General features: G+C 42.8%; 13 protein-coding genes. All 13 read left to right on the top strand.

Annotated elements, in window-relative coordinates; translation table 11 throughout:
• Positions 1-10: 10 nt before the first annotated feature.
• The 13 genes from OB236_RS12480 (at position 11) to fliB (ending at position 12946) form a co-directional block, all read left to right on the top strand.
• Positions 11-1918, top strand: coding sequence for a DEAD/DEAH box helicase (locus tag OB236_RS12480; RefSeq protein WP_262684296.1), 1908 nt, complete (start codon positions 11-13; stop codon positions 1916-1918).
• The gene (locus tag OB236_RS12475; RefSeq protein WP_262684295.1) at positions 1915-2799 is read left to right on the top strand and encodes a ComF family protein; all 885 of its coding nucleotides are present in this window, start codon (positions 1915-1917) and stop codon (positions 2797-2799) included. The genes OB236_RS12480 and OB236_RS12475 overlap by 4 nt, the downstream gene beginning before the upstream one ends.
• Positions 2800-2909: 110 nt before the next feature.
• Entirely contained in the window at positions 2910-3332 is a 423-nt protein-coding gene (locus tag OB236_RS12470; RefSeq protein ID WP_076233506.1) for a flagellar protein, read from the top strand.
• A 106-nt stretch (positions 3333-3438) separates the two neighbouring features.
• Positions 3439-3711, top strand: a complete 273-nt coding sequence (gene flgM / locus OB236_RS12465; protein ID WP_076233505.1) for a flagellar biosynthesis anti-sigma factor FlgM — start codon at positions 3439-3441, stop codon at positions 3709-3711.
• Between the two features lie 33 nt (positions 3712-3744).
• Positions 3745-4248 (top strand): flagellar protein FlgN, encoded by a 504-nt coding sequence (locus tag OB236_RS12460; RefSeq protein ID WP_262684294.1) that lies wholly within the window; start codon positions 3745-3747, stop codon positions 4246-4248.
• Between the two features lie 57 nt (positions 4249-4305).
• On the top strand, positions 4306-5889 hold the full coding sequence (flgK, locus tag OB236_RS12455; RefSeq protein WP_262684293.1) for a flagellar hook-associated protein FlgK: 1584 nt from the start codon (positions 4306-4308) through the stop codon (positions 5887-5889).
• A gap of 25 nt (positions 5890-5914) precedes the next feature.
• On the top strand, positions 5915-6817 hold the full coding sequence (gene flgL, locus OB236_RS12450; RefSeq protein WP_408638455.1) for a flagellar hook-associated protein FlgL: 903 nt from the start codon (positions 5915-5917) through the stop codon (positions 6815-6817).
• Between the two features lie 15 nt (positions 6818-6832).
• On the top strand, positions 6833-7408 hold the full coding sequence (locus OB236_RS12445; RefSeq protein WP_262684291.1) for a DUF6470 family protein: 576 nt from the start codon (positions 6833-6835) through the stop codon (positions 7406-7408).
• Between the two features lie 75 nt (positions 7409-7483).
• The gene (gene fliW / locus OB236_RS12440) at positions 7484-7954 is read left to right on the top strand and encodes a flagellar assembly protein FliW (RefSeq protein WP_262684290.1); all 471 of its coding nucleotides are present in this window, start codon (positions 7484-7486) and stop codon (positions 7952-7954) included.
• Entirely contained in the window at positions 7948-8184 is a 237-nt protein-coding gene (gene csrA / locus OB236_RS12435; RefSeq protein WP_262684289.1) for a carbon storage regulator CsrA, read from the top strand. The genes fliW and csrA overlap by 7 nt, the downstream gene beginning before the upstream one ends.
• 165 nt (positions 8185-8349) lie before the next feature.
• On the top strand, positions 8350-11151 hold the full coding sequence (locus OB236_RS39795) for a flagellin N-terminal helical domain-containing protein (protein WP_317259337.1): 2802 nt from the start codon (positions 8350-8352) through the stop codon (positions 11149-11151).
• 81 nt (positions 11152-11232) lie between these two features.
• Positions 11233-11601, top strand: coding sequence for a hypothetical protein (locus OB236_RS12420; protein ID WP_262684288.1), 369 nt, complete (start codon positions 11233-11235; stop codon positions 11599-11601).
• Between the two features lie 106 nt (positions 11602-11707).
• Entirely contained in the window at positions 11708-12946 is a 1239-nt protein-coding gene (gene fliB / locus OB236_RS12415; protein WP_262684287.1) for a flagellin lysine-N-methylase, read from the top strand.
• Positions 12947-12948: the final 2 nt, after the last annotated feature.

Below are 12948 nucleotides of genomic sequence, written 5' to 3'. Positions count from 1 at the left end.
AGGGTGAGAGATGAAGACGGTCATTTATGCATTAATTAACGATAAAGCTTATTCGTGGCATTTAACTTTGGATGTAAGGGCTGATATGGCCTATTGGTTCGGCGAGCATCCGAATTCTTTGAAAATTTGGGTGCTTGAACCTGCTGTTTCATTTGGACAAGCTCTTACGTTGACTGCCAAGCTGAATGAAATGCAGGAAAGCACCAAGCATGCCAAGGGTTGCTCACCAGACCTTCTGCTGAAGGCGATACAACAACAGGCAGAACGCTTGGACATACCATTAGCGAGACGAGCTGGCAGCTACCAGGGGCTTCTGCTGGAGTGTGACTCCCTGCAATGGAAAGGGTACAGGCAGACGGCGGAAGGAAGTGTCACAGTTCGCCAGGATGAGCTGGATGGGCTTATCAGCATCTTGCAAGGTCGCAGCTTACTTGTAGATGAAACAAATCAATTGATGGAACACCATGCGCTGCAGGAGGCTATGAAGGACCCGTTACTCTATGTGCAAATGGGTTATTTACAGGGTAGGCTGCAGTTGAGTCAAGGCATCAGCTTGCACTATAAGCGAACCTTTCCATCCTTCAACCACAAGCCGGTCTACGAATGCCGACGTTGTGGAGCGGATGCCAAGCACATAGTGATGACGGATTGTTTGTTTTGCGGGACCTCTTGTCCTTATTGCGAGCAGTGTCTGACGATGGGCCGCTCACGCTATTGTTCTATTCTGATTAGTGCACCTGCTAACCCAAATATGGATCAGGAGATGGGTTCGAAGGAAGAAGAGCATGATTTCCAACCCTATATCGAACCTTGGGGATTGAGTAATGTGCAGGCGGAAGCCTCTTATTTAGCATTAACATTTTTGAAAGGAAATAAATGGAAGGCTGGCGCCGAATCCAAATTACATAATAAACCGCAGCAATTTTTGATATGGGCTGTTACTGGCGCTGGTAAGACCGAAATGATTTTTCCGATGATTCAATATATGCTGAGCCGAGGCAAATGCGTTGTAATCGCTACTCCCAGACGTGACGTGGTGCTGGAACTCAGGCCAAGACTGGAAAAAGCTTTTGCTCCGCTGCCTGTAGTCACGTTGTATGGGGGAAGCGAGCAGCGTTGGGATACAGGAACTCTGACGATAGCCACCACACATCAATTGCTGCGATTCGAAGGGGCTTTTGATCTGGTTATTATTGATGAGATCGATGCGTTCCCTTATCACAATAGCCCCATGCTTGAATATGCGGCACGTAAGGTCTGCACGATCGGTGGCGTAACCCTGCTGCTGTCAGCAACACCTCCCAGACAGCTTCAGAGAGCCGCTGAGCGCGGTAGACTTCCTCATGTGAAGGTGGCAGCAAGATATCATCGTCATCCGCTGCCAGTACCCGTCCTGCTGCCCACACCTTCCTTGTCACAGCAGCAAAAACGTGCAGCTATACCGCGCAGCCTTCATGATAAACTCAGCATTTCGTTGAACAGGGGCGCCCAAATTTTTATTTTTGTACCGAAAATCCAGCTTATAGAGCCATTTGTGCAGCTCCTGAGACGGATATTTCCTGGTATTGTCATACAAGGCACCTCCTCCAAGGACGAGCTGCGCGCGCAAAAGGTCATCGATTTTCGCAATAAGAACATCCGTATGTTGGTGACAACGACGATTCTGGAGCGTGGAGTGACGATAGCCAAATCGGATGTATATATTATGGATGCCGATGCCCAGCTATTTGATTCGGCGTCACTCGTGCAAATGGCCGGTCGCGCGGGTCGTTCTGCAGATGACCCGGCAGGTCTGGTATTCTTTGCAGCCAAGGAACGAACACGAGAACAAGTGGAAGCCGTTCGACAAATCAAGGCGATGAACGCCTTAGCCAGAAAGAAGGGATATTTACGTTCAAAGGGAGAACAGAGCCCATGAATACACCGGGAGGAAGATTAACGGAGCAGCACGAAGGACGACATGGCGGTAACCAAACACAAGAAAGTCCCAATAACCCGCGTAATCAAGATTCGGCTTCGGTTAACAGTACTGGAGCACGTATAAGTCAATGGTTATCAGATCGTCTGAAGCAAGCAGAGCGCCTGTTGTCGCCGAGCCGTTATTCCTGCATCGCATGCAGCGGTTCCTATACCAAACGTGGAGAGCTGCCTCTCTGTCATACTTGCAGCGCCTCCATTCCATGGATCTTGCATGTTGAATGCGAATGCTGCGGTCGCCCCGAGATCTGCGGGGATTGCAGTCGGCGCCGAGAGACCTATTTTGTGCAAAATCGCAGTGCTGTCAGCTACAATCCTCTTATGAAGGAATGGTTGGGAATTTTTAAGTACCGAGGCCGCGAAAAGCTGCGAGCCTTGCTCGGCAAAATGCTGCTGCACGCCTATCATATGCATCATAGACAGACTGATCCTCAAAGCGCTGCAGGTTCTTATGTTGAGCTGTTGACCTACGTGCCTTTAAGTGAAAGGCGATTAGCCGAGCGTGGCTTTAATCAAGCCCAGCAGCTAACCGAAGAGCTTGGTCGGTTAACCGGTATTCCGGTAATTGGACTGCTCGAAAGAGTGCGCCATACGGATAAACAAAGCTTCAAGACGCGCGGGGATCGATTGGCCGATTTACAAGGGGTATTTGCGCTTAATCCTGCTGCCCGCAGCAGCTTGCAAATGATGACGGCACGTAAGGCCGTAAGACTGTATGTTATTGATGATGTATATACCACTGGCAGTACATTGAGTGAATGTGCAAAAGTGATCACAATGGAGCTGGATATAGCCGTATACGGGATTAGCTGGGCAAGATAAATATTTATTTCCATAAACGTTCCAAATTATAGTGTACAAGCCTTTGACTTGTAAGCTACACTAGATGTAACATGATGCTATTTTTTGATGTTTCGGAAGGGGATAAAATAATGACTTTAAATGTGGCTAATTGTCAACGTTGTGGGAAAGTCTATTTAAAGAATATGTATGGCATGTGTGGGAATTGTATCAAGGAAATCGATTTGCAGTATGATAAGTGCCTGAAGTATTTAAGAGAGTTTCGTTCCTGCTCAATCACTGAATTAAGCGAAGCCACCGGGGTATCTCATCAGCTCATCACCAAATTTATTCGTGAAGGGCGCATCTCCATCAAAGGCAACCCGAATATGACCTATGATTGTGAAGTGTGCGGTACCGCAATTCGTGAAAATACGATGTGCGAACCATGTCGCTCCAAGCTGGCTAAAGAAACCAACCAGATGCATGAGGATGAAAATCGTAAAAAGCTGCGGGAAGCACAGGAGAACCACAACACATTTAAAATACAGGACCGTTTAAAGGATCGTTTCTAAAACAAGGCATTCTCAAAACTTAATATAAACTTTTGCTGTAACTTCACCGATAAAAGGTATAACGCTTTATCGGTGAAGTTATTTTAATTGAAAGAAGGTGTTTTTCATGAAGATAAATGGAACTAATCGGATCGGTGCCGTTAATCAATATCAAAAGAACCATGATGCTCTGTCTGTCTCCACAACCGGTAAATCCGGTAAGAAGAAAGATCAAGTGGAGATATCGAATGAGGCCAAGGAGCTGTTAGGTTCATTGAATCCTTCAAAGGTGGAACACTCGAAAGAAAAGATTGAATCATTAAAAAATTCAGTCGCAGCAGGAACTTACAAATTGGATGCCAGGACACTTGCAGAAAAGCTTTTTCCGTTTATAAATTAATACTGAATCTAAACAACTAGGTGGATGAGTCGTATGGCATTTCAGGCTTTGATTCAAACAATGACGGCATTCAACGATGTACACGATGCATTGTGCGAGTTGGCTGAAGAGAAGAAGCAGGTGCTCATCCACAACGATGTGGAGAGGCTGACACAAATCGTGGCTAAGGAAAACAAACTGATCAAGCAGCTTGGTGAGTTGGATCAGCAGCGTTTGAAAGTGATTGGAGAATTTTTAATGGAAAAGGGCTACAAGCCTAATCCCAAAGTGACTGTGAGCGATTTAACGAAAATTATTTTTAATATGGAAGAAAAGAAAACATTGCTAGCGCTGCAAAAGCAGCTTCTGGGTACGATACGAAAGCTTAGGGAAATGAATCAATTGAATCAACAGCTAATTGAGCATTCGTTATCTTTCATCGATTATTCTTTGGATCTAATCGTGGGACCACCCGATGATGAAGCCTTTTATCATAAGCCTCAGCACAATGCTCGTGGCAACAACAAGCGACTTGGCATTTTTGATACCAGAGCATAACAGGCACAAGCCTCACACTATACACGAGCACGATCAATTGGAAGGAGACCTCGCGCTATGCGGTCAACATTTGGTGGAATAGAAATATCGAAGCGTGCCTTATTTACACAACAAGAGGCGTTGAATACAACCGGTCATAACGTTGCCAATGCCAACACACGGGGCTATTCCCGGCAGGTAGTTAACATGGTGGCGGCAAAGCCGATGGAAGCCATTGGACTGCAGAGGAGCACAGTTCCAGGACAGATGGGGCAAAGCGTTGAGTTCACTTCTATCACCCGGGTTCGGGAAAATTTTCTGGACTCACAGTATTATAATGAAAACAAATCTTCAGGAGAATGGAATATTCGTCAGGATACACTCGATAAACTAGAGGCTATCATTAATGAACCGTCAGACACAGGTGTTAGACAAGTCGTTCAAAACTTTTGGAATGCTTGGCAGGAACTTAGTAAAGCTCCAGACAATCTGACAGCGCGTGCAGTAGTGAAGGAAAGCGCACTCGCAATGTCGGATGCATTCAATCATACATCCAAACAGCTAAGCAATCTTAACAGCGATTTAACGGATAATATCAATGTGAAGTCAACCTATATTAATTCGACTGCTCAACAGGTCGCTGCGTTGAATAACGAAATTTACCGTATAGAGGGCTTTGGTAATAATGCTAATGACCTGCGGGATCAGCGAAATGTACTTCTGGACGATCTATCGAAAACGATTAATATTACGGTTCAAGAAGATGTCAACGGATATAGAGTTTCTATGGGTGCCCAGGTGCTGGTAGACGGCTTTAATGTCGCATCAACCGTAACTCCGGAATCTCTCCAGGGCAGCTTCGGAGGTGATCTTTCCAGCGGTGAAGTGTACGGTATGATTTACTCACGCGATAAGTTGGTATCTTCTTATTCAAATGAAATAGATACAATGGTTAAAACATTGGTCGAGGGCGATATTAAGGTTACATTGCCTGTAGGTTCGGTTGTACCTGAAGGAACTGCCGTTGGCAGTAAAACCTATTCAGGATCGGTAGCGGATAGAACACTGAAAGAAACAGACAATAGAGAAATCACAGTTAAGGGCTTTAATGGGCTGCATAAGCTTGGTTACAGTATGGATAATGGAAAGGCTGCGTTGGGGACAGATTTTTTCATGAGTTCAAGTGGAACTCTCTCAGCAGCAACGCTTAAGGTCAACCCAACTATAGAGAATGATGTTTCCAAGATTGCGGCATCACTGAGAACTTACGTTGATCCTACAGATAGTGTGGAGAAGGTGGTTCGCGGTAACAACGATATGTCTTTGCTTATAGCTGGATTAAGAGATAAACCATTTAACTTTGACCCTACTGGTTCTGGGGCTGTCGTGTTGAAGGATGGGACCGTAGATGAGTTCTTCCGTGCTGTAGTCGGGCAGCTTGGTGTGCAGGGTCAGGAGGCCAAAAGGCAAGCAACGAACCAGCAGGTTTTGGTTGAACAGGTGGAAGCCAGAAGGCAATCGGTTAGCGGCGTTTCTATGGATGAGGAAATGTCTAATATGATAAAGTTTCAACATGCATATAATGCGGCTGCCAGGGCAATGACAGTATATGATGAAGCGCTGGATAAAGTAATTAACAGCATGGGTGTAGTAGGCAGATAATCTACAAAACTAAGTGAAGTTTGAGGTGAGTCGATTGCAAAGAGTGACACAGTCCATGATGAGCAGCCAATTCCTACGGAATTTGAATACCAACATGAACCAAATGGACAAACTGCAAAATCAGCTGTCAACAGGACAAAGAATTAATAAACCATCGGATGATCCCGTTGGAATAAGCTTCTCCATGCGATATCGCAGTGAATTATCTGCTAATGACCAGTATCAATCCAATGCCAGTGCAGCCACATCCTGGTTGTCGTATACGGATACGGTTCTGGGGCAGGCAGGAGATGTACTCCAGAAGCTAAGGGAGTCAGCGGTCAAGGCTTCTAATGGTACCAATCCGCAGGAGGCTTTGGATACGATTAAATCTGAGGCTTCTCAGCTGTATGAGCAAATGGTGGACATTGGTAATAGCCAGTTTAATGGAAAGTATGTGTTCAATGGCGAACTTACGGATGTGCAGCCATATACATTGGCTAATGCTCAAAATGAGCAAGCTGATGAAGGAACTATTCGCTTTGAGATCGGTGTAGGTGTGAAGATTGGAGTCAATGCATCAGCCAACAAAGCATTTGGATTACCGACAGATCCAGATAATGTATTCAAGATCACACAGGATTTCGTGACTGCCTTGGGAAAAGGAGATTTTACAGGGATTAATAAAGCGATCGGGGATTTCGATTCCCGGATGAACAAGGTACTTGACATGCGTTCGGATACAGGGGCCAAGATGAATAGAATCGAGCTTTCTGAGGATCGCTTGAAGGATGTTGCAATTAATGTTGCGAGTCTTCAATCCAAGACAGAGGATGCCGATATGTCGGTTGTTATTACGAATATGAAGGTTGCCGAGAACGTATATCAAGCTTCTCTTTCCACGGGGGCCAAGATCATCCAACCGAGCCTGGTCGATTTTCTCAGGTAAAAGGAGTCGAATTATATGTTTCCACTACCCTCGATCCAAATTCGTCAGGAGTATGCCCAGATCGGGATTGATGCTGATTCAGGTCAATATGATATTAGACAGCCTCGTCCAACGATGGAGTTGCAGCAAACCTCGACCAAGCTGGAAATGCATCAACCGAATGGTGAATTAGAAATAGATCAAAGTAAAGCGTGGGACGCATTAGGCTTGCCGGGCACGTTGGAGGTTATGAATCGGATCTACAGCCAATCTCGCGACATCGCCTTGCAAGGTATTGCCAGAAGGGTAGAAGACGGTAATCGAATGTACGCTATTCACAAGGGGGGAAACCCAATTGCTGATATAGCGGTGGAGCGCAGCCAGATCACCGGATTCTCAGAATTAGACTTTGTTGGAGAAGCTTCCTATGACAATGTGGATATTCACTTCAATCGTAGGGACCCGGAAATACAAGCAGAGCGAGGCGGGGTCCAGATTAATTCCCAGATCAATCCGCCGGAAATCGAGTACCAACGGGGTAAGCTTGAGTATTCGATGCTGCGGTGGGGCAAGGTCGAGATCATACCACCACAAATTGATACGTTAATGTGAATGTTCACATGCTATGGATTGAAACAGATCTATAGCTTTTTGTTTTTTATTTGAAGGTTGAAAGGATGGAGATGAATGAGATTGTTAACATCAAGATTTGGTGAAGTGGATATTGATAAAGAGAGTACATTTGTTTTCACACATGGACTGCCGGGCTTCGAGGAATTACAGCAATTTACTTTCTTACCCATACAAGAAGATTCGCTCTTTCTATTCATGCAATCCGTAGATCAGGGTGATCTGGCCTTCGTTGTTACGAATCCGTTTGAGTTTTTCACTGACTATGAATTTGATCTGTCGGAAGCGGTTAGAGACGAGCTGCAGATTGTTAAGGATACGGATGTTATCGTGCTAAGTATGGTTTCGGTTCAGGATCATATCCAAGAGGCTACAGTGAATTTGATGGCTCCTATTATAATCAATATTCAGCACAAGCTTGCACGTCAAATTATTTTGCATGGATCATCCTATAGCATTAAGCACAAGCTATTTCCTAATAACCACAAGGAAGAATCCCTGCCTGGTAAGGAGAGTTTCACATGCTAGTACTATCGAGGAAAAAAGGCGAATCCATCATCATTGGAGATCATATAGAGGTTATCATACTGGAAAGTGAAGGCGATGTTGTTAAGATAGGCATCCAAGCGCCAAAGTCTGTCGACGTATATCGAAAAGAAGTGTACGAGCAAATCAAGCAAATGAATCAGGAATCGACAATAAGCCGGAACAAAGCAAGTTACTTAGGTAAAATGTTTAAAAATAAAACGGAACAATGACGAAATACAAATTATTTTAAAAATCGAAGAAATGCTCTAAACAATTCGATGTCGAAATTCGATATATAATATAGGTGCTTCTAATTAGGTGCGGCCGACCTATTAGAATAGTCCAATATAACTAACCACATGGATGTGGTAGTAACTTTCAAGGAGGAAGAACAAATGAGAATTAATCACAACATTGCAGCATTGAACACTCACCGTCAATTAACTAACAACAGCGGTGCAACGAACAAAGCACTTGAAAAATTATCTTCCGGTCTTCGCATCAACAAAGCGGCTGACGATGCAGCAGGTCTTGCAATCTCCGAAAAAATGCGTGGTCAAATTCGTGGCTTGACTACAGCTAGCACGAACGCTCAAGATAGCATTTCCTTGATTCAAACGGCTGAAGGCGCTTTGAATGAAACTCACTCCATCCTTCAACGTATGCGTGAGTTGGCTGTTCAAGCATCCAATGATACAGCAACTGACTCCGACCGTGGCGAGCTTCAAAAAGAAGTTTCCCAGTTGAAATCCGAAGTTGACCGTATTGCCAGCACAACAGAGTTCAATACTAAAAAGTTGTTGAATGGTAGCCTGACTGCTGCAAAAACTGTACAAGGATCCATTGATGTATCCAATAGTTTCAAAGCTGGCGATATCGCAGCAACAGGTGGAACTGCTGGAGCTGGTCTTGTAACTGACATTAGTTCAGCAGCTGCTGGTAAAAATGGTACTGGTTATTCATTAACTGGACAAGCAGCACTAGCTGAAAAAACTGTTATTGAAACAGGTGTCAATGATCAATTTATAATTGAAATTAATGGTACACCTGCTGCTGCTGAAGTGAAAATTGCGGCAAGCTCAGGTGATGGCTACACTCGTTCGCAGTTCGTAGATGCAGTTAACGAGGCTATTAGAACTGCTGTTGGTGCAGCTAATAATGGTAATCAATTCAATCAGGCAGTTGCCAGCTTGACTGCGGACAACCATTTGCAGATTACTACTGTATCAACTGGTAGCTCTTCAGCAATAAAACTTGATGTGAAGGCTTCTGCAACTGCAGGACAAAGCGCGACTCAATCTATGGGCTTTGCAGGAAAAGCTAGTAACATTACAGGTACTGTAGACTTGAAAAATGGTTTTACAACTAGTGCTGCGGGTACAGGTATTGATTTGGATTTCTCTATTCAAATTGGTAAGGGCGCAGCAACGGCTATCTCTTTTGGTTATACGAAGGGTACTAGCTACACATTTGATAAAATTAAAACAGATCTGCAAGATAAATTGGATACGGCATATGGAAAAGATATCGTAAAGGTTGGCGATGACGGTAGTGGGCATCTTTCTTTGACATCTAAGATTGCAACGGATACCTTCAAAGTAACAGCTACTGGTGCTAATTTATTTGGAAGTGCAACACCGGCATCAACTGCAGATACTTTGGCGGCTGCGGCAATTACTAAGGGAACAAATACCACTATTGCTATTGCAGGTGGAACAGTAATATCTAATGGCGCCAACGATCAGCTTAAATTGACTGTTGATGGTGGAACTGCACAAACTATTACTTTAAAAGCTGGGAATTATTCCACTCCTAAAGATCTTGTTAACGAGATCAACAACCAAATTAATAGCAATAGCAATCTGGTTGGCAAAGCGAGAGCAGAGCTTGATAATAATGGTAAGATCCAATTCGTATCGAATACAACTGGCGCTTCTTCCAGCATCACAGTTGATACTTCTTCCTCTGCAAGTGCAACTATCGGATTTGCTGGTGCAGCCGGCGTAATCAATGGTTCAGATATTGCAGCTGGTGTAGATTTTACTGCTGCTGCTAAAAACACAAAATTTGATGTAACTTTAGGAAATAAAACAGTAACCATTGATTTGTTGGGCCAAGATGGAATTAATACGAATGGTGCTGCTGCATCTAAATTGAGCTCACGCGATGCGGTTGTTAAAGCATTGCAAAATCAATTAGATAAATCCTTCGGTGTTGGTGCAATTACAGTCAACACTGTTACTTCTGGTGCAACAGATAAGTTGTCTTTTACAACTAATGCGCGTACATCTACATTTAAAATTGAAGATGGAGCAGCGGGCGGCGGCGCTACAGTATTGACAGGTGCTGCTACTAATTCCGGTTCGGTTTCTTCATCTGGAGTTAACACAAACGCTTATGGAACTGATCTGGTTAAAGGATCTTTATCCACAGGAACTTCACTTTCTACATTAGCCGATGTGGATGGGAATGGTCTAGGCATCAAAGCAGGGAACGTCATCAACATTAGCGGTACACAGAATGGTAAGGGCTTCTCCACTTCAGTAACGGTGAAGGGCGATTCAAGTGTGGCTGATATCTTGAATTCAATGCGCAATCTGGATGCTTTCAAGGGTGCTACAGTTTCCTTGGATACTACTAGTGGTAAAATTCAAGTTACCGGTGCAGATGGAGCTTCGAAGGATATTTCCAACCTGAGCTTCTCAGCACAAAAATCCGCAACCGACACTACGGGTGTAGCAAGCTTTAATACGATTTTCGGTAAATTCACTGAAACTCAACAAGCACAAAATGCAAAATCAGACAATTCATTGACTATGCAAATCGGTGCAAATGCAGGACAATCGCTTAAAGTCGACATCAACGATATGGGTACAGAAGCATTGCGTATTCAGGATGTGGATGTTTCCACGGCAGCTGGTGCACAAACAGCAATCAGCGTAGTGGATAACGCAATTGTTAATCTTTCTTCCGAACGTGCTAAGCTGGGTGCTTACCAAAACCGCTTGGAACACACAATTAACAACTTGGGAACTTCCGCAGAGAACCTGACTTCATCTGAATCTCGTATTCGTGATGTAGACATGGCGAAAGAAATGATGGAGTTTACAAAAAACAACATCTTGTCTCAAGCAGCTCAATCGATGCTAGCTCAAGCAAACCAACAGCCACAAGGCGTACTTCAATTGCTTCGTTAATATTCATACGTATAGACAGAGAGACCTTAGTTTTACTAAGGTTTCTTTTTCTTTATAATATAAGGTAAGTGAGGAATACCTATGGAACGATATTTAGAAGTAATGAAACTCACAGCAGAACTGTCTGAAACTTGTCTGGAAGGGATAGAGCATATTCCGGTACAAATAGAACGGGGATTATTTGAGGAGTCTATGAGGCTATTTGTAGATGTGATTAGTGCGTATTCTCACATTGAACGCTCACTTTTATTAATCGGTAGATTGCTCCCTATGGAGCGTATAGAAGATCTCAATGCTTTAATAATTACGTCTATTGAAGAAATCGTAGATTTGTATGAAAACTTGGAATGGACTAAAGTGTTGTATATTATCAGAACAAGACTAATTGTTATATTTGTTGATTGGAGAAATAGCATACAGACCTTGGTGTTTCCGTATATATTGTCTTAATCTTCACAATTTAGCTGAAAAAATGTGGTATGTATAACTTCATTCTTTACTGCAAAATGTCGATATAGTACTAAGGTATTTAACGACAAAAAGGGGTAGACAAATTATGCGTAATCGAACTTTGCTTGTTCCCAAATATATGAATGAGTTTAATTGTATTGGAACTGCTTGTGAGGATACTTGTTGTGTGGGATGGCGTGTTGAAGTAGATAAACCAACTTATAAAAAATATAACCAATTGGTTAACTCTGATTTGAAGCTGTTGCTGGATAAACATGTTAAGAGGAATCGCTCAAATCCAAGTGACAGTAAATATGCCAAAATCAAGTTAGCTTCTGGTGGTGCATGCCCTATGCTTACTGAGGAACGACTTTGTAAGATTCAAGGCCAGTTAGGAGAAACATACTTATCAGATGTGTGTGCAACGTATCCAAGAGTAACGAACATTGTAAACAATATTATGGAGAAATCCGCAACGATGTCCTGTCCTGAAGCAGCCCGTCTTGCATTGTTAAATCCAGAAGGTATTGAGTTCGATGAGGTTGAAGAATTGGGGGATGTTCGCAGCATCATTTCCAAAACGATTGATACAAGTAACAAAATTATGAGTAATAAACTTGAGCGTTACTTTTGGGAGCTTCGTATTTTTTCCATTCATGTCTTGCAGGACCGGCGTTATTCCTTAACAGATCGTCTAGTCATTCTAGGTTTTTTCTACCAGAAACTTGAAGAGTACAAAAATGATTCTAGAATTAGTGAAATCCCCGTTCTAATTGGTTCGTTCTCCAATATGTTAGAGGACGGTTCAATTAAGGAAAGTTTGTCAGGAGTACCTTCACATGCTGCTGTTCAAATGGAACTTTTAAAGGAGTTAGCTGATGAACGAATATTTTCAGGTGTAAGTAATCAACGTTACTTTGAGTGCTTTGCGGCATTTCTTCATGGAATTCAATATAATTTGGACGATAGCGTTGAAGACATTGCAGAGAGATACGATGAAGCTTATACAAAATATTATTTACCTTTTATGGAAAACTACGAATATATACTTGAGAATTATTTGGTGAATTACGTATACAAGAATACGTTTCCCTTGGGTATGTATAGTTCAGTGTTCGATGAATATGTATTAATGGTACTTCACTATGGTTTAATTAAAATGCATTTAATAGGAATGTCCCGATTCTATAAAGAAAATTTTAATCTTGATTTGGTTATTACGCTTATTCAGTCGTTTGCAAAAACGGTTGAACATAACAATCAGTATATTGGACATATAATGAAATTAATGGAAAAAAACAATTATAAATCAATGGCTTACATGGCGATTTTGATTAAAAACTAAAT

This window comes from Paenibacillus baimaensis, assembly GCF_025567575.1.
The sequence above is the reverse complement of the archived record's forward strand: the minus strand, read 5'-3'. Positions and strand labels throughout refer to the sequence as shown.

What these genes read in the sequence shown, in the direction of transcription:
- fliW (WP_262684290.1), top strand. Translation starts at nt 7,484, where the DNA reads ATGAGATTGTTAACATCAAGATTTGGTGAAGTGGATATTGATAAAGAG.
- flgK (WP_262684293.1), top strand. Translation starts at nt 4,306, where the DNA reads ATGCGGTCAACATTTGGTGGAATAGAAATATCGAAGCGTGCCTTATTT.
- OB236_RS12460 (WP_262684294.1), top strand. Translation starts at nt 3,745, where the DNA reads ATGGCATTTCAGGCTTTGATTCAAACAATGACGGCATTCAACGATGTA.
- OB236_RS12480 (WP_262684296.1), top strand. Translation starts at nt 11, where the DNA reads ATGAAGACGGTCATTTATGCATTAATTAACGATAAAGCTTATTCGTGG.
- OB236_RS39795 (WP_317259337.1), top strand. Translation starts at nt 8,350, where the DNA reads ATGAGAATTAATCACAACATTGCAGCATTGAACACTCACCGTCAATTA.
- OB236_RS12470 (WP_076233506.1), top strand. Translation starts at nt 2,910, where the DNA reads ATGACTTTAAATGTGGCTAATTGTCAACGTTGTGGGAAAGTCTATTTA.
- OB236_RS12445 (WP_262684291.1), top strand. Translation starts at nt 6,833, where the DNA reads ATGTTTCCACTACCCTCGATCCAAATTCGTCAGGAGTATGCCCAGATC.
- OB236_RS12475 (WP_262684295.1), top strand. Translation starts at nt 1,915, where the DNA reads ATGAATACACCGGGAGGAAGATTAACGGAGCAGCACGAAGGACGACAT.
- flgM (WP_076233505.1), top strand. Translation starts at nt 3,439, where the DNA reads ATGAAGATAAATGGAACTAATCGGATCGGTGCCGTTAATCAATATCAA.
- OB236_RS12420 (WP_262684288.1), top strand. Translation starts at nt 11,233, where the DNA reads ATGGAACGATATTTAGAAGTAATGAAACTCACAGCAGAACTGTCTGAA.
- fliB (WP_262684287.1), top strand. Translation starts at nt 11,708, where the DNA reads ATGCGTAATCGAACTTTGCTTGTTCCCAAATATATGAATGAGTTTAAT.
- csrA (WP_262684289.1), top strand. Translation starts at nt 7,948, where the DNA reads ATGCTAGTACTATCGAGGAAAAAAGGCGAATCCATCATCATTGGAGAT.